We start from the raw sequence: 22,048 nt of genomic DNA, 5'->3' as shown, positions 1-22,048 counted from the left end.
GTATCCTTCCGATCTTCGCTTTCCACACCCGAAAAATCAAAAGCCTTACTCTCGACCTTTATCCTGTAGGACAATGTATCTGTTATTTTTTTAGCAGGGTTTCCTGCTATAATTATGTTTCCTTCGGGAAAACTACGAGTTACAACGCTCCCAGCTCCAACAATAGTTGTATCCCCTAGTTCAACGCCTGGCAGCAGTATAGCTCCCAATCCAATAAAGCAATTGTCGCCGATTTTGATCTTGCCGAAAACGTCTGACTTCCCCGGTATGATTTTCGTTATCGAATTGTCGTGGGTAACGAAGCGGACACCACTTGAAATAGTTACATTTCGCCCGATTTCAACGAGATACGGTTCCGTGGTATCTATTGGTGAGAACAAGCGTACATTGTCACCTATTCGCACCCCGCGGGCCCTCGCTGAGTCGACGCGTAATCTCATGAGCGACTCGTGTTTGCCCGTAATCTTAAAAACCGCCGTTTTTATCAGATACATAAATCGGTTCAATAATCTTCCTCCTACCTGAATGTCACTCGGGGAAAAGGTGCTGGCTGCCTTCCTCTGTAAACCCCAGGATCGTTCCGCCCTCGTCTGGCTAGTGCAACTCAAGTAACTCCTTGCAATTCATTAACCTTAGTTTTCAGTCATAGACGTTTAGGTGAGTCTCCGCTTCAGCCACGCATATTGACGACTTGGAATTATGATTTTCGCCATATTCCTAAGGAATAACCGCGGCGGAAGAACTCCACAGACGAAACCCATGCTTACCAGGTAAAGGGGACGCCATATCCAACCTAGGTCTGCATACTGCGTAGCCAGTTCCCTTGCATTGAATCCCCAGTACGCTCTTCGAGGAATACTCATTCTGTACTCAGAAATCCAAAGCCTTGAAATGGCTGGATTAACATACTTGGATACTCGATCCTGGGTGGATTCAACGTGCCATACACTCAATGGATGTTCAAGACATAAAAATTTCACACCGATTATATCCATTCGAATACAAAAATCCCAATCCTGGTGTTTCTTTAGCTCTTGTCGGAACTTGACCCTTGTAGCTAGGGACCTATGCATCAATAATGTACTAGTTTGCATGAAACCGCCTCGGACAAACAGGTAATGTGCCACCGACTCACTCTCCCGTTTTCCATCGGTCGGACATACCCTGACCCTGCCATCTCCGGAAACTATGATCTGGTGGTAACTAACCACAGGTTCACTGATTTTGGTTCGCTGAATCATCCTAATCTGAGCCTCGAGTTTGTCTGGCAACCATTCGTCATCTGAGTCCAGAAAAGCGACGTACTCCCCACGACTAGCGTCAATACCAGTGTTTCTTGCTGCTGCACCATGAAGGTTTGTCGCGTGTCTGATGTATCTGATGCGTCGGTCATTAAATCCTTTCACCACGCTCTCCGTCTCGTCAGTGGAAGCGTCATCCACAACAATTAATTCGAAATTTGTGTATGTTTGATTGAGAACACTTCGAATTGTTCTTGCTATCAAGTGAGCACGATTATAGGTCGGAATAATGACACTCACCATTGGTTTCATCTCACTCATTGGTTTCCCCTCCCCGCCATTAAATGCATGTTTGATACATAACCCCATTATCTCCCAATTGAAATAGTGCATGTTTTAGAGTCTTGCTCCGACCTCGACCTCCGCTCGGGGGAGAACTCCTAAAAATCTAACATTGTCCATACGTAATGAAACTATGTCGCTCATACCAACTCGTCGGGGCCAAGGCGCGAAATAGACTTAGAGCACCATAGATAGAGTTACATCTGAGTACAACGCTTCATGTCGGAAAGGTCAACCTCACGACACTTTCTACAGTATCCCGCTCATTGCACCTTAATCGTAGCTTACGCCTCTACGGCAACGTCTGTCCTAGAAAGACGGACTCAGAATTGCACCTCAACCGAATGCAAGTCATCCTCCCATTGGAAAGGAAATACTGTGTAGTTCGTTCATGAACTGTCGCGCGCAATCAGACCATTTAAAATGTTCTCCAGAACACGACCCTGAGTTTGGGAATTATACATCGTCCGAACAACTAGTGCCCCTCGTCTCCCCATGTATTCCCAAGACTCTCTTTCATTAATAAGCTTCAGTATGGCTTCGGTCGTAGCCTCCACATCCCGTTCAGGAACAAGGTATCCTGACGACCCATCCTCGACGAGTTCTGGGATTCCGCTATGCAAGGTTGCAATCACCGGTAATCCCATCATGGCGGCCTCCATAAGTGCGACTGGGATACCCTCCTGGTCCCCATTTTTACTGGTTACACTAAGCCCGAGAAAGATGTCGCACTTACTTACCAAATCAACCACCTCCTCACCTGTCTTCCACCCCACAAAGCGTACATTTTGGGAGATATTCAACTTAGCAGCAAGGGACTCAAGCTCTCCGCGTAACGGACCGTCACCAACGATGATGTATTCAAAGTTGAAGCGCTGCTGCGAAATGCGCGAAAGCGCCTCAAGTGCGTACGCGATCCCCTTCTTTTCAACTAGCCGAGCGACTGAAACAAACCTTACATAGTTCGAGTCACCCGTAGTGACTCTACTGGGATAATCGTCACACTGAATCCCCATTCTATGAACGATCACCTTTGTCGGATCGCAACCGAGGTCTACCAACTTCTTGGCATAATAATTGCTCACCGGAAGAAAAAGGTCACCCCTATCGAATAGGCTTCTGTAAATCCTGCGACCATGCTGTCTTACATAGGAAGACAAGTCAAACCCATGAAACACAGTGACCACCCGGCCGGATAGGGCCCCGACATCACGAAGCGCTTCGCCGATAACACCATTCGGACCAAAATGGCAGTAAATTACGTCGTACCTGCGAGCTTTCGGGAGCATCGCTACCATCAGTGGAAGCCTAAGCGATAAGGCCAGGCGCCCGTACCTAATGGCGTTAAAAGAACGTAATATCTGTTTAGGCCGTCTCAGGATCCCCGCGCAAAGGACGTTTAGTGCTTTGGTTAATCGGCGAACCCTATTATCTGGGATATCGAAATAATAGCAGCGTCGCAAAATGCCCATCTCGGAAACAACAGGTTGCTCCTTTGGGTCCCTTGAACGCGCATTGGCGAAGATTTCGACCTCGTGTCCAGCCTCAATCAAGTCGACTATCTGTCTAAGAACGAACGTTTCTGACAGCTTCGGAAACTCGTTTACAACGAAAGCTATTTTCACGACAAAGTCCCCCAACTACGAACGCCGGTTTTACCGGTTCGTGCCGACGTTAGTGAATTCAGCACCATTCCCTGATCATTCGTATCTGTTTCTAGGCGACGCCGGTTGGCCTCTTCTTCGTTCACACGAAGCAGCGTTGTGTAGACGACGATAAAGCCAAGAAAGACACTGACGCAACGAACGAGATGGACTGTCGAAGCCGTACTAGCCACCACAAAGACAGGAAAAGTAAAGACGAGAAGTGAGGCAAGAAGACTCTTCCGACGAAACGCAACAAAAATAATAGATATAAATATGGAAACAAGTGCGAAGGCAATCACAGACATCCCGATCCAGCCCGTCTTGGCGAGATACGAATACCACAGATTGTCGATAAACGGGGTTTGTATATATAGTTTTCCATAGGTGTCGGCATCGTAATAACGTAACTGTGTTCCTAGCCCAGCACCGAACATCTCATTCTCACGCAGGAATTGCAACGCAAACGTATCGTTCAACACCCGAGCATACGCTGAGCTAGTAGCAAGAATTCTTGAACCAGCAAATCGCGAATCCATCAGGCGAGTCAACATCCACAAGCCAACTGCGGCGATGAAGCACAGCGAAATTGATAGCTTCAATTTATCCCGCCGGAACGTCAATATCATGGAGACTACAACGGTGAAGGTTGTCAAAAAGAAGACAGTCCGACTTTGGTTACAGTATTCGATGAAAACTGCGAGACACAGGTGAAGTATATTCTGAAAAGAGATTCCCTCTTTCTTAATGAGGTAGACCAGAAGCGGGACTACCAGCACCAAGAGTGTTGCGTTTGGGAATTCAATCCTGGGGTTTCCAGGGATCATTATGTTCGAAAACACGCTATCTCGCAGTAGAAAGATTGGAATCAGCATTAGCCCGTGGAGACTGACTCCCCACACCACCAGTTTTATGGCCTCAACTGCTGTAAATGAACCGTATGCACGCAACACAAATGGCGCTAACAAGACAGGTGCGAGAATTAAAACGTCGTTAATGACGAGTCTTGAAGCTTCGTGCGAACCCCAGGCCTCAAGGAAGGTTGCAGTCACTAGAACTATCCAGGCGACTTTCACCACGACCGGAAGTTTTCCTTTAGTGCGCGGGCTAAGTATCCCAAGGATTGCCAGAAAAACCGTTGCGACCACGCACCATGTAATGAGCCCTCGCATGTGCCATGCTATCAATGCGTCGCTAGAATCGGGGAACGCGATCACTAGACATGTTGAAGCTTTCACCAGCACCTTGATGCCCATCGTCATGTAGATCACGAACGCAATCGTCACGAAAAACAGTGCTATAAGTTCAACTCGGTTTATAAAGACGGCTGTAATTGGGACAACTAAACCTAACGGGATCAAAAACCAAAGCGCCGTCGACCATCGAGATATTACCATCTTAATCCCACCAGTAAGTAATTTGACTTAGTTCGGCAAACAGATTACTAGGGCACTGCCTCTAGGTAACGCATGTTATAGCTCTTCTGGTCGCACAGAAGTAGCCAATGATTAACTTGATAGCTTGTCCCTCTGAATAGGCCTTAGACACTGGCAATTGCATATGTCCGCAGACTCGAAGGCTACATGCGAACAGTACCGCTGTCAGAGAGACCTGTAGAGTTGTTCATATTCGCTCGCTACAATAGACATATCGCGGATTTCTATCTCTTTCATTTGAGACTTGAGGCGAAGCAGATCTCCTTTGCTTATACATGATAAAACCTCGGTCCATGCATTACTCTCAACCAAAATTCCATTGACCCCATTTTGAACAACTTCCGGTATGCCACCAACCTTCGATGCTATAATCGGAAGTTTCATTCCGATAGCCTCATATACCACTAGGGGTGCATTCTCCGGCCATAGCGACGGCACAACAAGAGCATCCAACTCTGCAAACCATCTCCATTTGCTCTCTCCTCCAAGCGATCCGAGCATCCTAACTCGTGAAGATGAAGAGTACTCCAGCAATAGCCTCTGATAAGATGGTCCATCCCCAACTACATCCAAGTGCACATCGTCTCTGTCGAGGGATGAAACAGCGGAAGCAAGTTCTTCAACGCCCTTTTCATCAGTAAGTCTTCCAATGTATCCCAGTCTTATTTGATTACTTACAGAAACATTTTCCAGACCATCCACCCCTGCAGGGTGACTTGTTCCATTACGAATAACTTGAATGTCATATTTGATGTATCTACTGAGGGCATCCCTCAGGTATTCGGAAGGCGCGACAATCGCTACCTTGTCGCTTAAATATAGCTTCTTTAGGTTGTATAAGGCCCTACATACAGCATGTTGCCTACTACACGACTTTCCTTCTCGCATAAACATCCCTGTGTAGCAGAGTATCCTATAATCATGGACTGTCCATACTACCGAAACTGCGTGTCGGCGAATCTCAGCAAAAATCGCGGTCGAAAGACCATGGAAATTGTGAACGTGGACTATGTCATAGTGGGTTGCTCGTAGGCGTCGACGAATTTCAGAGACTGCACTCGGGTTATATATATCTTCAACATGTCTGAGGATAGCTTTAGCGCGGCTGCCATGAGCCGACGGAATAATGCGCAAGTCTACCTTGTGCCCCAACTGAGTCAACTCATAGGATAAACTCTCAACAAAGACCTCCGCACCACCGCGAACTCCGATATCTGAGCTTATCATTAAAACCTTCAATCGATTATCACTCCTTAACCAGCGAAAAATGCAGGGCTGGGATACCGAACTATTAAACCTATCTAACTCGTGCTCCAATGGGTAAAATGATTAACTCCACGCGGCGGCTGCCATAGAATAATTCACCACACGATCGACTCACCTCCGCGAGGCACGAGCCACTTCGTCGTAGAAAGCTACCACGTGCTTTCCGAATTCCTTCGGATGGAATCTCATGGCATATTCTCTCCTCGCTCTCCTCTTGGCGCCATTGTCCGTCTCAATTTCCTCGACGGTAGCTTGTGCCGCCATCCGCGCGTCACCCGGCCGAACCAAGCTTGCGTAACCGCCGCTCGCAAACGGTATGCCCCCAACGTATGAAGCTACCACTGGCGTCCCGCTGGCCAAGGCTTCGATTACAGGATAGCCAAAGCCCTCGTCGAGGGAAAGCAACCAGGCGCAAGCTGCGGTCGAGTACAACCTAGACAGCTCCGCATCCGTGGGTCTAAAGACGTATCTGACACACGGTTCCTCTCTTACCATATCGCGTATCTTCACATCGTCCCCGTAAAGTGCCAGTTCGTACTCGTTTCGCACATCTCTCGTACGAAGAGCCCTGAACGACTCTAAGACACCCCGTATGTTCTTCCGCGGGTGGGACAGACCAGGAGACACTATTGTCCTCTTATTGCATGCTCGCTCCTGGAATGGAGCCCCAGAATAAAACACGTTATTCACTGGATTGGGTATAACCTTTTCGACGGCGGTAGCCTTAGTTCGCAGTCCAACAGAAAAGAAATCACTCATGGTCTGATTTGATACGAAAATTATCCCGTCCGCCCGTCTGGCGGTCGCCCTCAATCCAGCCCTGTAATATAAGTTTCTCTTACTCGAAGTTTTAAACGCCATTAAGTCATGGATCGTAACTACTACCGGGGCTGAAACAAAAGGAGCGGGAAGGAGTGAAGCAGAATTCCCCGGATGGTGAATTACGTCAATATAGTTGCGCATTCTCGGAAGGTCGATTATAGGTATCGCCTGCTGACAGACCATGAAATTCATAAGCCCTTGTGCACTTCTTCGATCAGTGTAGGATGGAATCGCAAACGGGACTACCGATTCCCCATGCTCTCTCAAACAGGCTTCCAAATCAGTCGTATACCTCTTCAGTCCATCTATCCGCGCTTTTTCCGAACAGAAACTCCTGTCGACCGCAATTCGCAATCCGAATCCCCCCTCTACGTTTCACCCAACACGCAGCTTACGCTCTTCCGGCGGCTTCATTCTCGAAATCCTCCGCCCCACCAACTAAAAGACTGGTTGATTCCTGAATCAACCTTTTTACGACGTTCCAACCATATCGATTTGAAACGAACTCTCTCCCAGCCTGCCCGATCCGTTGTCGTTGGGCTGAATCCCTTAGCAACCCAACCAGTGCGGAAGCAAAATCCTGGGCCGCGTCCCGACAAAATAGTTCAACTCCATCCGTTGCGTCGATCCCTTCGAGCGCCACGGATGTAGCGACGACGGGAAGTCCCCTAGCCATAGCTTCAAGCACCTTTGTCTTGATTCCACTTCCAAAAACCAACGGTGCGACGAAGACATCGGACTTCCGAAGTTCACCGCCAACATCATCCACCTGACCAACAAAGACAATGTTCGGAACACTCGAAAATTCAGCCGCTACGTTCCCATCCGATCCTTTCCCGATTACCCTAAATTCGGAATTAGGTAGCTCTCGCAAGACTAACGGCCAAATTTCCTCCACGAAGTACCTAACAGCAGCCAAATTATGAGGAGCGTCCATGACGCCCAGAAAGGATACCGATGGCCGACCACAGGATCCCGCTGTCACATTCCAGTCGACATCGACTCCCATTGACCAACAGAAGACGCGGTCCACCCCACTGACGCGTTTAAGATGATAGACTTCAGTTTCGGAGACCAACGTGACTTGTGAGAATTGACTTGCTACCCATTTCTCATAGTCCCTCAATCTGCGAGTTTCCGAGCGAAGAATCCACTTAAATACCTGACCAACTAATGGGACAGAAAGCATCCACCCTGATTTTTTCCCCCCCCAGAAGTCGGAGGGATTACGTAGCCTTGACTGTCTTTCGTATCTGATCGACAGCAAATCATCCAAGTTAGCAATTGTCGGAACGGAATGTCGGTATTTTGTTACATACGGAACGGAGCGTACCATGTCACAAATAACAATATCCGGTAACCAATTTGAAATTTCGTCGTCGACGAGCTTCTGGACTTTTCTACTAAAGGCGACTACGACCTGAAAGGGGATTTTCTTAAGCGTTAGGAGCGCGCAACACACCCTAAATAATCTCAACAGCAGCACGTCTGATCGGCCACATTTTGCATTGGAAATAAAATCCGGGCGTTTCAGTGCCATCCCCTCATCATCTCTGGAAGATATAACTCGAACCTCATACCCCAACTCAAAAAAGATTCGACAATAGTTAAACAATAATCTTCTTCTTCCATCGGTCTCCTGAAATGGTAGCCGAGTCGTAACGAAGAGCGCTTTTCGCTTCACAGTTGAATCTCCCTTCTTGAATTCGTATAACGAAGCAATTAGACATCATTCGCAGCGGAATCCGGTGCCAAACAACGCCGCGCTTTCTTTAGTATCGTATTTCAACCAGATTCAGAAATGTGGCAGCTGTCCCAAGGGTCGTTTCGGACTGTGACGGCCTGGCCTAAGGTGATGACGGTCTGTTCCAAAAATAGACCAGTCACACCTTCCATGAACATGTGTAACGCTCCACCAGCACGGCACGCCATAACTGGGATCCCAAGACCATTCCCCTCGAGGAGTAATCCCAATGTCCTCTTCATAAGGAAAGATAAGAGCAAGACATCCAAACATATATGGCTCATCCTCTGCAGGGGAGACATTAGTCCTAAGAATCAAACCGCAGGACCAACGGTATGTTCGAGACATTTTGCAAAAACTTGCAACAGTGTTTGCGTCTTTCATTTCAGTTCGGAGCTTGTTCCCGCCTACCATCAAGATGTATATAGGAGCATCCGGAAACAGCTCGTGAAGCGTAGCAACCACTCGTTCGGTCCCAACCAGCTGACTTAAGTAACCGTGAACGAAAGCCACCTTCGATACATCCTCACCCCAGTCGCAAAGGCCACAACTCCATCATCGAATAGCTCTCTGGCATCGAGCTAATGAGCACGCCCCGTGGACAAACAGTCAATAAGAGGTGGGCCCTATACCTTCTATAAGAAACTCGATCGAACGTAATATTAGGTTCTTGTATATTCGGATTTTTCATGGCAAATTCCAGCGTTAATTCAACAAGTAATGTTTCTATCCGCCATTAAGATGCTGTCCACCCAACTGACTGGCGTACTTACTACGATTCATAGTTAGCAAGCTGACCAGCAAGTGAACTGATCCATCCAAACCACACTTGTGGGTAACAACCAAATTCGACCTCAATTGACTCAAATCGACTGCCAGAGACTATGTTATCACGCATAGGTTCCCAATTCTAGTAATTTCATTGGTATATCTGCACTTCCAGTTGTAGAGATTTACCGCGACAGTAGCAGAAATACACTCAACTACTGGCATAAGCGTTCATCTCGCAGGGCGAAATAAGATCGTGCGCGAGACTGCACCTGTATCAATTACCGGAAAGCCAGCTTGCGAATCATTCCATTGAGCCGGATGGTCTCGGCAAACTACTATTCATCACGATAGAGTGAATCATCTATCAGGCTTCCCTCGACCTACGATCAGAAAATAGTTCAGAGTTGAGTGCTGAATCAACATGGCATCGCGTTGTGCCCACAACAGCCATGCTGAAAGGCAGACGAGAACATGACTGTAAGTCTCCGATGGCCTGCCAGCGTGGTAGGCTGAGGGTTTGAAACAAGGAGTGATTGCCGTAAGAACGCACAGTATGAACGTCATGCCTCTTTAGAACTCGATGAACCGGGTCACCGTAACCGTGTGATGGAATGGGAAGAAGAATAGCTCTCACTCGCTCAAGGAGTGGGCTGCTATTGGGGATGAGGATCTCAAGAGCTTTCGCGAGATCCTCCGCGCTATCATAGACCCCAAAACCAAGAAAACATCGGCGACCCGCTAAGGGCCGCCGATTGGACATATGTTTCGTTGATTAAACGCCGACTCGTAAGACAGGCTTAACGGTAACACCCGCTTTCGAGTCCTCGAATGCCTGATTGATGTCTTTAAACTCGTAAAACCATACAAGACGGTCGAATGGGAATTATACTGGCCCCAGAGTCAACCCAGACAGATGACGTGAAGTAAAATAGACGTGGAGAGGTGTTTGACTCATGCCAGGACGTAAGTGGACTGTGGACGAGAAAATGAACATTGTGTTGGAAGGGATGGTTCCCGGGGCGAATATCAGCGAGGTTTGCCGACAGCATGGTGTGGCCCAAAGTCTGTATTACAAGTGGCGTGACGCATTTCTGGCTGGTGGACGAGCAGGGCTTCAGTCAGGTCCTTCTACCCGGGAGCAGGAGTTGGAGAAGCAGTTGCAGGAAGCCATGAGCAAAATTGGCGAGCAAGCTATGGAAATCGATGTGTTGCGGAAAAAATCGAACTGGGGCCGGAAGTAAACAGCCGTTCCTTGGTTGCTCAGTTCGTCAAGGAAGGGTTTCGGGTCCCAGTGATTGCGAAAGCATTGGAGCTGAATCGAACTTATTGTTATAGCTTGTTAAAGGAGCCTGTGAAGAAGGCGAACAAAGCGGTTATAGAGAAAGACGCCCTATTGAAACAGCGGATTCGCCATCTGTGCGAGAGGTTCCCACGATATGGATACCGTAGAATCAAGGTCATGTTGCGTCGTCAATACAGCATGCAGGTAAACCACAAACGAGTGCACCGGCTCATGCGAGAAATGGGATTGTTGGTCAAGTCCCCACAGCGAGAAGCTTCCCGAAAGAAGCGGTCTGGAAAGATTCCGGTGAGTCAGTCAAACGAACACTTCCAGTGCGATATGACAAAGATTTGGTGTGGTAAGGATGGGTGGGGATATCTATTCGCGGTCATCGATGCGTACGACCGTGAAATTGTGGGGTATTCGTTTTCGCGCTATTGCCGGACAGAGGAATTGCTGCAGGCTGTGGATAACGCATTCAACTACCGATTCCCGAGCGGGGTACGAGGCGCAAACTTGACGCTCAGAACGGACAACGGATGCCAAATGACAAGTCGACGATTCGTACAAGCCATGAAGGACTGCCAGGTGAAACATGAACGGACAGGTTATCACAATCCGGACGCAGATGGCTATATCGAACGTTTCTTCCGTTCGTTGAAGGAGGAAGAAGTTTGGATGCAGGAATACGACAACTTCGCGGAAGCCAAGATCGCAATCAAAACGTATATTGAGTTCTACAACAAAGAGCGCCCGCACTCAGCGTTGGGCTATCGTACACCGCAGGAATTCAGAAAATGGAAGGAATCCAAAGAGGCAGCGTAGACCTGATAATTATCAGAATAGAATGGCGTTATCTCAAAAAATTATGCACATCTGTCTTGACAGAACGGGGTTCAATACGCTCCTCCTCCGACATCGGACAATCCACCAGACGGTATAGCTCAGCCGTAGACAACCGAAGCTGCCAAGCCATGCTTTTGAGCAGTTGGCCTCCATACTCTTTTATCCCATGACTTGTTTTCGTAAAAATTGCTGTTTTCTTCCCATTTACGTACAAGTGAAAGTAGTGGTGGTCCCACTGCATCTTGTGAAATCCCTTTCGTTGAAGGCTTGCTTCAATATCCCTTACCCGTCGAGGTTCCATGGTACACACTCACTCCTCCACATTTGTTGCTGCCACAAGTTCATGAATATACTGCTTCAGCCTACGACCACTTTCCGCCAAGTCTTCGTCGTCTGCCAAGGCATATTCTTTCCACAGCATGTCAAAGTCTTGGCAGAATTCGTTGAACGCGTACGAGACATCGCTCCCAACGACTGAGATATGGAGAGCTGGCGCTCGTAGTTCCCATAGCTCTTCCGCATCATCATAATCTACTTCGATTGCCAAGTACTCGGACAGTTCGTATCGATGATCCCCATATTGAATGACAGATACTGACGTCGTACCCGTTGCCACTGGCTCGAGACTGTCGACGTGATACCTATCCAACCCTTTGTCGGTATAGACCGCCTCCCCGGAGACACGAACGATGCCACCTGTATTGGTCAGAACTTCGCTCAAAAGATCCTCCTCGAAGGAACACTTCGTCTCTGTACCACGCGACAAGATAACGAACCGAAATTCATTTACAACGCGAACTTCGATAATCTTTCCCCACATCTCCTGTTGTCGCTTCCACGACGTTCTATGGAGGGTTTGCGTCACCCATTGACGAACATCATCGTCGAGTGTCCACCGGCGGACACTCGATGGGACTACAAATGACAATCGATAGTCGGATCCAGCTCGGGCACCCACTTCGTTCATGCCACGAAGAATTCTGCGACGTAAGGCGCTGTTCGGAATCGCTGTGTACAACTTTTGGACATCCCGGTGCGCAAGTGCGTCGAGTACTTCTTCAAATTTCATGGCCACTTGGATCCGGTTCTGCTCATAAATAGGTAGCTGCTCGGTCTCTGCGAATTCAAATTCAACCGCAAAACTTCCCTTTTCTTCCGCACTCACTTCAAGTGAATACGTGTCCAGGATTGCGGAAGGCAACGGTCCACGGCTGCTGAGCGTCATTCCCTCGACTGAAGCGCCAATGAGGTAGATCACATCCTGAAATTGGCTCAGTAACTGCCCGTAGAGACGAATAGGAAGCCTGTGCCGATCCGCACGCTCCCCCTCGACAACGAGGCGAAATGGAAAGGTTTGCGCCATAAAATTCACCCGATTCATGCTGGAATGATGATTCCATCATACACCAGTTACTTCGACAAGTCACAGCACAAGAGACGAACGCCTTACACATGTGGATTTGACCAATTGTCCATTGTGGCGCCGTGATCGGCGAGCACGTCGACAACCTTTCGGCTGGATCCTACCGTTCGTTTCCTTCGCAGCGCGGAGAGCGTCAGATGGATTGAGCGTAGCTGTAACAACGCGAAGTTTGGATGATAAGTAGACGTCGAGATCTCCAAAGTACAAGATGGGCATCGAACTTGGAACGACAAACGGCTTCGCCGCACTATCGAGGAGAAAATGTATGAGCTTCAAATGCGCAAGCGCGATCTGATTGACACCGTCGTCCAAGCGGGCAGCGAGGAACTCAACGCGTTCACGGAAGAGGATGTTCGGGAGTTGTCGGTGATTTGAGGTTATGGCGCGATCGTGAGTGTGAGAGGGCGGGCGGATTGGCAGCGTGATCGGCAAATAAGCGTCTCTGAGACGCTTATTTTGGCGAAACGATCGGACCGAAGGAAAATAGGCGGCCCGGGGAGGCCTATTTGCCTCCCGTGCCCCGGGAATGGAGTGGTTTCAGTCAATTAAGCGGCCCTCGGCCGCTTATCCGCCGCGAATCAGATGATTCGACACACTTAAGCCGCCTGGGGCCGCTTATTTCGCCGCGTGGGGCCGTGGCCTCGTCACCCCGCGGCCTCCGGTCGGCCGCTTATTCGCTCCGTGATCCGTGATCCGTCGCTTAAAATCCGGATAGCACAATCTTGCCGATGGTCTTCCCGGATTCCAGCTTGGCGTGGGCCACGCGCAAGTTTTCGGCGTTGATGGGCGACAGATGCTCTGTCATGGTGGTGAGCACGTCGCCACGTTCCACTAAATCGGCGATCTGGTTGAGGATGCGATGCTGCTCAATCATGTCGTCTGTTTGGAAGCGGGATCGTGTGAACATCAGCTCCCAGACGAAGGTCACGCTCTTCGCGAACAGGGGCTCGAGATTGAGCGGCGTACCCGTTTCCACGATGGAACAGATTTTGCCTTGTGGAGCGATGACGTCGGCCATGTTGCTCCAGTGCTTGTCGGTCGCGTTGAGACAGAGAATGTAATCGACAAATTGGAGCCCCAGTTGCTCCAACTGTGGACGAAACGGTTGGTGGTGGTTGATGACGTGATCGACACCGCGTTCCACGACCCACTTTACGGTTTCTGGGCGTGAAGCCGTCCCGATGACGTTGAACCCAGCGCGTTTGGCGAGTTGTGTTGCGATGGAGCCAACTCCTCCGGCTGCGCCGATGATGAGGACTGATTTGCCTGTGTTGGCGCCGGGATCCAGGGAGAGTCCCAGTCGATCCGCAAATGCCTCCCATGCCGTGAGACCTGTCAGCGGCAGCGCGGCGGCTTCGGGGAACGACAGGTTCTTCGGTTTGCGCCCTACAATGCGCTCGTCGACGAGGTGGAATTCGGCGTTCGTGCCCTGGCGAATGTTGGTGCCAGCATAGTAGACTTCGTCGCCAGGCTTGAACAACGTGCAGTCCGATCCCGCCTCCACCACCACGCCTGCGGCATCGAAGCCGAGGATTTTCGGCTGCTCTTCGACTCTATCTTTTGGGGAGCGGATTTTGGTGTCCACAGGGTTGACGGAGACGGCCCTGACCTGGACCAACAGGTCTCGGCCGCTCGCCACTGGCTTCTCGACTTCCACATCCACCAAACTCTCCGGATCTGTGATTGGCAGGTACCGAAACAGTCCAACCGCTTTCATGGTTGCCACAATCATCCCTCGCTTTTGTCCTCAAAGATCAATAGAAGTTACACCAGAAGTTACACCGTTGCCAATAAAGATACCAACTACGAGTTGACCTTTGCACGCTCCGCGATGGCCTCCATGAGATCGATGACAGCCGATCTCAACTCGGGTCTGTCGAGCGCGAATTCCAGCGTGGCTTGAATGAAACCAAGTTTCTCACCGACGTCGTATCTGTCCCCGCCGTACGTGTAGGCGTACATGGCGTGGATTCGGTTTAACTCGACCAGGGCGTCTGTGAGCTGAATCTCACCGCCGACACCAACTCGACCTTTCTCGAGAAAACCAAAAATTTCAGGCGCTAAGACGTAGCGGCCGATGATCGCGAGATTCGAAGGCGCTTCGTCGGGGTGGGGTTTCTCGACGAGATCGCGTATCTGACAAACGTTGGTCGTCGATGGCTCACAGTCCACGATGCCATACCGGGATACATCCTTGGGTAAAACTTCTTTGACCCCGATCACGGAGCTGTTGGATTCCTCCGCAAACTGTATCATTTCGCGGAGACTGGATGCGCCACCGCGAACAATATCGTCTCCGAGCAGGACGACGAATGACTCGTCACCCACGAAGCGATTCGCGCACCAAATCGCGTGTCCCAGTCCGAGGGGACGAGGCTGACGGATATAGTGGATATGCGCCAGTTTGGAAATCTCCTGAATTTGATGGAGCTGTTCGACTTTATTTTTGGAACTGAGCAGTTCCTCGAGTTCAGAGGCCCTATCGAAGTGATCTTCGATAGCTCTCTTCCCCTTGCCCGTCACGATGATGATGTCCTCAATACCAGCCTCGACTGCCTCTTCAACGATGTACTGAATGGTAGGCTTGTCGACGATTGGCAGCATTTCCTTCGGCATGGCCTTCGTTGCCGGCAAAAATCGTGTGCCAAGTCCCGCCGCTGGAATCACTGCCTTTCGAATTCTGTTCTTCGCCATCCCTTTACCCCCTGATGTTGTCGAGTCTATGTTAAAAGCACGAGTTTAGCATAGATTACCATAAATAAGCGGTCAGCTAAAACCGGTTTCATCACGGAAAGCAAGTTTTCAGGGAAATTGTGATGTTGACTTGACGAGAGAGCCAGGACCTGGCGAGAGATGAGAGACTGACTCTACCGCTTCGCATCTTGCAAAATCTCAACTTCAGTTTCGACAATTCTGGGACAGGCGGTCTTCAATCCGATTCAACTGTTTCTTCTCATCAGACATCCGCGATCCACCTCCGTTATGAAAATTGTACATGAGATGGCGACCCTGTATAGGACGGAATTGGAGAATGACCGCTACCGGATCGAACGAAGCGGAACATAGGTGAAAAGCATGACGCAGGTGATCGGGACCGACAGAATGTACGTCAACAGCGGCCGCTGCAAGTGCAGCCGCGACATGATGAACATGAGCACGTCAAACTCGACCGAGTACCAAAATGTCCACCCGTTCTGATATGTAATGCCGTCTATGGCACGGTAAATGGCTTCAATGACGCTCCATATCACGACCCAGAAGGCTATGTACAAGAGTTGCTTGCGCCGGTGGCCGTTTGGGTAATGCGGCAAATACAAAAGCATCGTACACGGATAGTTGATGAACATAGCCACGAGGTTGATGCCTATGTGGTTGGGTTGGTACACCCAGAGCCGATGATTGTAGGCCAGAACGTTGTAGAGTAGATCGCAGACAACGACGTATAGAATGGTGGCGTGATATCGCCTCCAATGTCTCCAATCACCCCACCGCCATGCGGCTAATGACAAAATCCCGGATAACATCACGTTCCACACAATTTGACTCGTTAGGATGGGCATGATCGATTCGCCTTTGCTGTTTTCGTTAGGGTATGGAAACACAAGGAAATCATGCATGGTTTGATCATACAAGGTTCGATCACGCCCGAATCGTCACCCTTGTCCCAACGGGCACGAGCCCGGCCAATTCCAACACACTCTGGTTATACATCCGAATGCATCCGTGCGAGACCAGTTTGCCGATACTCGATGGCCGATTGGTTCCATGGATGCCGTAGTGCGGCCTCGACAGGCCCATCCAGTAGGCACCGAACGGTCCGCCTGGGTTGGCTTGTTTGTTGACGATGCGATATTCCCCCACAGGTGTCACCGTCGCGACTTTGCCGATCCCGACGGGATACGATCTGACGACAACATCGCCATCCAATAGGTGCAGGCGCCGATCAGAGAGATCGACGATAATCCGGTAATTGGGCATTCTGTTCCCCTCCTGCCCCATCGTATGCAGCGATGGCGCAGGTGGCAGTCAATCGATCATCCGCAAAATCCAGCATTTTCTCCCAATCGTACATGGTCAACGCGTGGCCGCCGGAACGAACGTGGTACCCCACCCGATCTCCCCACAGCGGCTGCTCCACACTCGGAAACTCGTCCGCAGGCAAACCTCGATGGCCGTACAACCTGTAGACCGGCCCCGTCAGTTTGGCGGATAGAAACTCGGACGGCGGATCGCACCAGGCATCTTCGATCCCGCTCGACACATACAGCAGACGGGGCGCGATCAGCGACAGAAGCATGTGCTGATCCACCGGCAGCGTGTCCTCGCGTTCGTTGAATTGCTTGTAGTTCCCGCAAAACCAGTGCGGGAACGCGCCGTTGATATTGTGGACGCGTTCGCCCCGACTTGCGCGCGACAAGGCTGCGCCAGTGCAACCGGAATTGAACGAGACGGCCATCGCAATCCGCCGATCCGCAGCGCCAGCCCACAGCGAAGTCTTGCCGCCGCGCGAATGGCCGACGAGAATGACTTGGTCAGACTGGACATCCCGATCCGTCTTGAGGTAATCCATCACCCGGCTGACGCCCCAAGCCCAGGCGCCGATGGCGGCCCAAGCGTTCGCGGGTCGAGGTCCGGCGGGATCGAAGATGGCGTGGACGCCATTGAGGAAGCCGTCGTCGTGGTCGGGATCGAGATCGAACGTCGAGAAGGACGCCGCGGCGTAACCCCTCGAGAGAATGTAATCGACTGGCCAATACGCTTCTCCGAATGGAGAATCCGGGCCGCGATGCTCAGGGCTGCGCGTGTCGATGAACAGAACGACGGGAGCAGGCGTCGGAGGCGATGAAGGCAGCCAAAGATCCAGATGCATCGAACCGCGTCCACCGGTGCCGGCAAACTCGATCCGCACCCGTTTGGACGGCATGCGTTTGGCCGGCATCGTCGATACCGCCTGCGTTGGCGCCGAGGCAGAGGCCGGGGCGACGCCGGGCACGATGTGAAATTCCAGGTTGGATGGCCGATCCACCGGCGCCCGGCCATACACGTGATCGAGGAACAGGTTCAGAATTTCCGGACGTCTCGCATTCTCCCACTGCTCCATGGAGGTGACGGGCGTTCCGTCAGCCATGGTCAACACTTCTGGCAAATTGGTCATCCAATCGTCCAACAGAATCAACTCCCACGCGTTTACTCGGCTGCAGGCACCGCCGCGCCCAAATACAGCATGGCGACCTCGGAGAAGCTTCTCAAATCGTCGATATTGAGGTGTAACTCGGGCAATTCCAACACGCGCGCACCCGGATGGGCGGTGAGACCGTGATCGGCCGCAATCTCTTCGGCCAGCTCTGTCGGCGGAAAGAACAGCGACATGTCGTCCTTGAGGAGTGACGACGCAAGCAGGTTGCGCAGGACCGAGCACAGCAGCTCGTGCAGCGACTGCAGCGGCAACCGCCGATAGAACGCCGCGTGCAAGAGCGCCAGGTGGGCGTGCTCGATGCAGTGATCGAAATCGTCCGCATCATACAGCAGGTTGGCCAGCGAGATGCGCGATTCAACTTGGCGCGGATCGCGCTGGATTGACTGTTCGTACGCGATCACGGCGAGCTCCGGCACACCCCCTCGCCGGTACACGTTGCCCAGCCGATTCCACAGATACGCGTCATCCGGCGTCTGGGCGATGAGACCGAGGATATGCGTTTCCAAATCCGTTGCCCACTTCGGCTCCGTGCCGTCAAACGCCTTCAGATGCCCTGGGCGAACCGGAAATCCCTCGATGGGTCCTTCGACGCTCAACCGAAGCAAAGCATCCATCAGAAAGAGGGTAAAGTCTTCGACAAACGCCCACGGCCCGGCAGCGTTGCAGTATTTGCAGCGAAAGTAACCCGTGCACTGAAATTGATCCCCCAGACCTTGCGCCAAGTCCGCCGATTCTGGATTCGACGGATGAACGTCGGGATGAACCGCGATCAGGCCGAGATCGTACTCAGCCTTCCTGCCGCAAACACCGCACGCCAGCCAGTGCGGATTCGGCATCTGCTCCTTCGGAAACTCATGCCGCTTCCGGTGCACACTCGCCGCGTACGCGCTCGGCAGCTTGGCGAATTTCGCCGACGGCAGCGGGCGATTGATGGATTCATAGACACCGATGGCTTCCAATAACTGCGGGCTCACAGGCACCGTCGACATGTGTGGCTCCCCCTCGATGTGCGGAATGATTGGAGCGATTGGAGTGGCGCGCGGGATACGGCGCGCCGCGCCGCGTTCGCCGCGGTCGGGCAACCGATGGGCCGGTGGGACGGGTGGAGCAATCGGAATGACTGAACCGATTGAACCTGGATTGGCCCCGTTGAACCGGATTGGAACAATCGGAATGATTGGAGCGACGCGCAGATGCGATTCTGCAACGCAGCTCGACCCAAAGTCAGCGGTCGGTAAAACGCTTTCTTTGTCTATTCTACCATATTCGATTTACAGATTGATCAAGCAGCGAGGGGCGGGCGGGGACGGGAGGCTGGGGCGAAACGAGCGGCGCGATCGTGGAGGAGGACGGGGGCTGGGGCAACGTAACGGACAAAAGTTCCGTTACGACGGCGCGATCGTGGAGGAGGACGGGGGCTGGGGCGAATGAACATGGACAAATAAGCGTCCCTGAGACGCTTATTTCACTGAAAGCACCGAATCGAATGCAAATAGGCGGCCGTAGGCCGCTTATTTGCCTCCGTCACCCCGAAATGGCTCGGTTTCAGCCGCATAAGCGGCTGTGAACCGCTTATTCGCTGCAGATCGGATCATTCGACACACTTTAGCGGCCATGGACCGCTTATTCCCCGCATGTCCCCGCATGTCCCCGCATGTCCCCGCATGTCCCCGCATGTCCCCGCATGTCCCCGCATGTCCCCGCATGTCCCCGCATGTCCCCGCATGTCCCCGCATGTCCCCGCATGTCCCCGGTCGCCGCAAGGCACTCATATTCGCGTCATTTGACTGACGTCACTTGCACTGGTAATATCATCCTTAAAAAAGGAAATACAAAATGTGAGAGAATTCAGGGGAGCGTCGTAAAACGAATGCGGGCATTAGAAGAATATATTAAACGTAAAAGCAGTGTATTGTCGGAAGACGTGATTAAAGTGAGTTCATTCTTGAATCATCAAGTCGATGCGGGTCTGTTGACGGTATTGGGGCAAGAAATGGCTGATGCGTATCGATCGCGGCACATCACGAAAATTCTCACCGTTGAAGCAAGCGGAATTCCCATCGCGTTCGCGGCGGCACTCGCGATGGATATTCCGTTCATTTATGCCAGAAAATCGAAGACCATCACGCAAACCGACGCATTCACATCGGCGGTGCAATCGTTCACCCGAAAGGTGACTTATCAGGTTTCCGTAGAGAAAGAATATCTGGCGGCAACCGACAGAGTGTTGATCGTCGACGACATTCTTGCGGAAGGCGCCGCTGTCCGCGGGCTGATCGATATCGTCGGACAGGCCGAGGCCACATTGGTCGGGGTCAGCGTCGCGATTGAAAAGAGCTTTCAGAGCGGCAGAAAATGGCTCGACTCAGCTGGCATACCGGTGCACGCGCTCGCCAGGATTGCTAGAATGTCCGCCGAACATGGAATCGAGTTTATTCCGTCAGACTACGGTGGCTGGTGAAGTGCATAGGACAGTTCCCGCCTGTAGCTCCCGCCTCACATCCGCCTACACATCGACCGCGAGCTTGCGTTGCTCGATCTCGCTGGCCGCTTCGACCTATGTCGCCATCGCCGTTTCCTCTATTTAGACAACGGGATCGAAATATTGACGCGATTCGACCAATTACTCCTTGTGTGATCCGCGGATAATGTGGCTATAATTGATATGTAAAGCGATGGATAGAGTGCCAAGCAAAATTGCACAATTTGGGGCTGTGACTGGCGTCCTGCACCCGATCGCAAGGAGTTGGTTCGAAATGAAGAAACCCACCATGGTATCGATTGGAACATTTAGCGTCGCTTACATCATGGTTGCGGCCGTTATCTTAACTGGCCTCATGGCGGGCTTTTCAACGCATCCCGGGATTGTGCTCGGTATGATTACCATTGCGACGGCGTTGATTATCGGGCAGCGACTGCGTCGGGCACATGGCGTCGCGTCCACCGTGAATATGGCGCTCTTGGTCCTCGTGATCCTGGTTGCGCTGATCATGATTGCTGTCGGAAACGACCATGCTGAGCTGTGGTTTGCGTCCTGCTACGCGATCTTCGACATTCTCTCGATCCTTGAGATCATATTTGTTCGAAGTCGTTATTAAGGCCGCTGTCCGTCGCGATAACGTGTCTGATCTCAAGTTGTGTACATCGAGGGAAGACGGAGGAAGCAGCCTCTTCCCTTTCCGATAAATTACAGAATATATAGATAACGAGATTTCCTGTCGATCGCGATCGAATTCACAGGGTTGACATCGGATTTACAAAGAAAGATCACCAATTCTCACACCAATGTGATATATTATGTCTACAATTGTCGTAATTAGACAGGCACCTAGATTCAAGACGATTCAAGACATAGTAGACGAATCAGGGCATAGGGAAATCTTAGATTGAGTAGGTGCTGATGTGATAACTTCACTTTCTAGCGATTCAACCACAAATGAATCGACTCAGTCATGGTTTCGCATTCTGCGAAATGGAGACGGCCTTGAGACCGCCTTCACAAACAACATGACCATCTCCCTGTTGGCGAGAACGAACGGCATGGAAGTCATTCGCCACCGCCTGATTGAGGGCGGCACGATGGGATTGGAATATGATGCTAGCTGGGACGCGCTAGAGTGTATTATCATGCTCAGCGGGCGTTTGCGTGTAGAGTATTCGGTTGGGGAGTATGTTCTCCAACCAGGCGACACTCTCTCCGTACAGCCTGTCATGCAGGACGTGCTGGTCACTGCCCTGGATGACGCGGATTTTTTGTACGTGTGTTCAACCAACGTGTTCGACCAGTACTCGGATGGAACACGCGAGCTTCAGAGACTCGTGGAGGAGATTGAGAAGAAGGACGGATACACTGCTTCCCACTGCGAGAGAATTCGAAGAAATTCGCTGTTAATTGGACATAAAATGGGTCTCAGTTCCTCTGATTTGATTGCATTGAGCTGTGGGGCTCTCTTCCATGACATTGGGAAAATCAATATTCCTGACGAAATTTTGCTAAAAAAGGGTAGACTCACTGAGGAAGAGTTTAATATAACA

19 protein-coding genes are annotated in these 22,048 nt (G+C 51.1%); 5 read left to right on the top strand and 14 right to left on the bottom strand.

The window, feature by feature from the left end:
* From AAC01S_RS14710 to AAC01S_RS14680, 7 genes are all read right to left on the bottom strand, one after another.
* Positions 1–506: acyltransferase (locus AAC01S_RS14710; protein ID WP_217997846.1), on the bottom strand; the 506-nt coding region annotated here is incomplete at its 3' end.
* A gap of 147 nt (positions 507–653) precedes the next feature.
* On the bottom strand, positions 654–1,562 hold the full coding sequence (locus tag AAC01S_RS14705) for a glycosyltransferase family 2 protein (protein WP_067624014.1): 909 nt from the start codon (positions 1,560–1,562) through the stop codon (positions 654–656).
* A 410-nt stretch (positions 1,563–1,972) separates the two neighbouring features.
* On the bottom strand, positions 1,973–3,208 hold the full coding sequence (locus AAC01S_RS14700) for a glycosyltransferase (RefSeq protein WP_067624010.1): 1,236 nt from the start codon (positions 3,206–3,208) through the stop codon (positions 1,973–1,975).
* Complete coding sequence (locus tag AAC01S_RS14695) at positions 3,205–4,623, bottom strand: O-antigen ligase family protein (RefSeq protein ID WP_067624003.1); 1,419 nt, start codon at positions 4,621–4,623, stop codon at positions 3,205–3,207. The genes AAC01S_RS14700 and AAC01S_RS14695 overlap by 4 nt, the downstream gene beginning before the upstream one ends.
* A gap of 204 nt (positions 4,624–4,827) precedes the next feature.
* Positions 4,828–5,901, bottom strand: coding sequence for a glycosyltransferase (locus tag AAC01S_RS14690; RefSeq protein ID WP_067623989.1), 1,074 nt, complete (start codon positions 5,899–5,901; stop codon positions 4,828–4,830).
* A gap of 138 nt (positions 5,902–6,039) precedes the next feature.
* Positions 6,040–7,104: a glycosyltransferase gene (locus AAC01S_RS14685; protein WP_067623985.1), complete on the bottom strand. Its 1,065-nt coding sequence runs from the start codon at positions 7,102–7,104 to the stop codon at positions 6,040–6,042.
* A gap of 37 nt (positions 7,105–7,141) precedes the next feature.
* Positions 7,142–8,434: a glycosyltransferase gene (locus tag AAC01S_RS14680; RefSeq protein WP_067623981.1), complete on the bottom strand. Its 1,293-nt coding sequence runs from the start codon at positions 8,432–8,434 to the stop codon at positions 7,142–7,144.
* Between the two features lie 1,784 nt (positions 8,435–10,218).
* Between AAC01S_RS14680 and AAC01S_RS14670 the strand changes: the two genes are divergently transcribed.
* Together AAC01S_RS14670 and AAC01S_RS14665 are read left to right on the top strand one after the other, a co-directional pair.
* Positions 10,219–10,506 (top strand): transposase, encoded by a 288-nt coding sequence (locus AAC01S_RS14670; protein ID WP_067623977.1) that lies wholly within the window; start codon positions 10,219–10,221, stop codon positions 10,504–10,506.
* Positions 10,507–10,517: 11 nt separating this feature from the next.
* Positions 10,518–11,372 carry an IS3 family transposase gene (locus tag AAC01S_RS14665; protein WP_281178137.1) on the top strand — a complete coding sequence of 285 codons (855 nt, stop codon included), beginning with the start codon at positions 10,518–10,520 and terminating at the stop codon, positions 11,370–11,372.
* A 331-nt stretch (positions 11,373–11,703) separates the two neighbouring features.
* Here the strand turns inward: AAC01S_RS14665 and AAC01S_RS14655 are convergent, their stop codons facing one another.
* The 7 genes from AAC01S_RS14655 to AAC01S_RS14625 form a co-directional block, all read right to left on the bottom strand.
* Positions 11,704–12,756 carry a hypothetical protein gene (locus AAC01S_RS14655; protein ID WP_067623970.1) on the bottom strand — a complete coding sequence of 351 codons (1,053 nt, stop codon included), beginning with the start codon at positions 12,754–12,756 and terminating at the stop codon, positions 11,704–11,706.
* 760 nt (positions 12,757–13,516) lie between these two features.
* Positions 13,517–14,548 carry a zinc-binding alcohol dehydrogenase family protein gene (locus tag AAC01S_RS14650; protein ID WP_067623968.1) on the bottom strand — a complete coding sequence of 344 codons (1,032 nt, stop codon included), beginning with the start codon at positions 14,546–14,548 and terminating at the stop codon, positions 13,517–13,519.
* A 71-nt stretch (positions 14,549–14,619) separates the two neighbouring features.
* On the bottom strand, positions 14,620–15,510 hold the full coding sequence (gene galU, locus AAC01S_RS14645) for a UTP--glucose-1-phosphate uridylyltransferase GalU (RefSeq protein ID WP_067623965.1): 891 nt from the start codon (positions 15,508–15,510) through the stop codon (positions 14,620–14,622).
* A 344-nt stretch (positions 15,511–15,854) separates the two neighbouring features.
* Entirely contained in the window at positions 15,855–16,376 is a 522-nt protein-coding gene (locus tag AAC01S_RS14640; protein WP_157071205.1) for a CBO0543 family protein, read from the bottom strand.
* Between the two features lie 79 nt (positions 16,377–16,455).
* A complete protein-coding gene (locus AAC01S_RS14635) occupies positions 16,456–16,794 on the bottom strand; it encodes a L,D-transpeptidase (RefSeq protein WP_067623956.1) in 339 nt (112 codons plus the stop codon).
* Positions 16,760–17,983 (bottom strand): dienelactone hydrolase family protein, encoded by a 1,224-nt coding sequence (locus AAC01S_RS14630; RefSeq protein WP_157071204.1) that lies wholly within the window; start codon positions 17,981–17,983, stop codon positions 16,760–16,762. The genes AAC01S_RS14635 and AAC01S_RS14630 overlap by 35 nt, the downstream gene beginning before the upstream one ends.
* Positions 17,984–18,003: 20 nt before the next feature.
* Positions 18,004–19,002 carry a tetratricopeptide repeat protein gene (locus AAC01S_RS14625; protein ID WP_067623953.1) on the bottom strand — a complete coding sequence of 333 codons (999 nt, stop codon included), beginning with the start codon at positions 19,000–19,002 and terminating at the stop codon, positions 18,004–18,006.
* A gap of 881 nt (positions 19,003–19,883) precedes the next feature.
* Here AAC01S_RS14625 and AAC01S_RS14615 point away from each other — a divergent pair.
* From AAC01S_RS14615 to AAC01S_RS14605, 3 genes are all read left to right on the top strand, one after another.
* Entirely contained in the window at positions 19,884–20,474 is a 591-nt protein-coding gene (locus tag AAC01S_RS14615; protein WP_067623945.1) for a xanthine phosphoribosyltransferase, read from the top strand.
* A 295-nt stretch (positions 20,475–20,769) separates the two neighbouring features.
* Positions 20,770–21,111, top strand: a complete 342-nt coding sequence (locus AAC01S_RS14610; protein ID WP_067623940.1) for a hypothetical protein — start codon at positions 20,770–20,772, stop codon at positions 21,109–21,111.
* A gap of 442 nt (positions 21,112–21,553) precedes the next feature.
* The coding region (locus tag AAC01S_RS14605; RefSeq protein WP_169794058.1) for an HD domain-containing phosphohydrolase at positions 21,554–22,048 on the top strand (495 nt) is incomplete at its 3' end.

The organism is Alicyclobacillus acidiphilus NBRC 100859 (assembly GCF_001544355.1).
Lineage (GTDB): Bacteria > Bacillota > Bacilli > Alicyclobacillales > Alicyclobacillaceae > Alicyclobacillus > Alicyclobacillus acidiphilus.
This window is presented reverse-complemented; position numbering and strand designations above follow the sequence as displayed.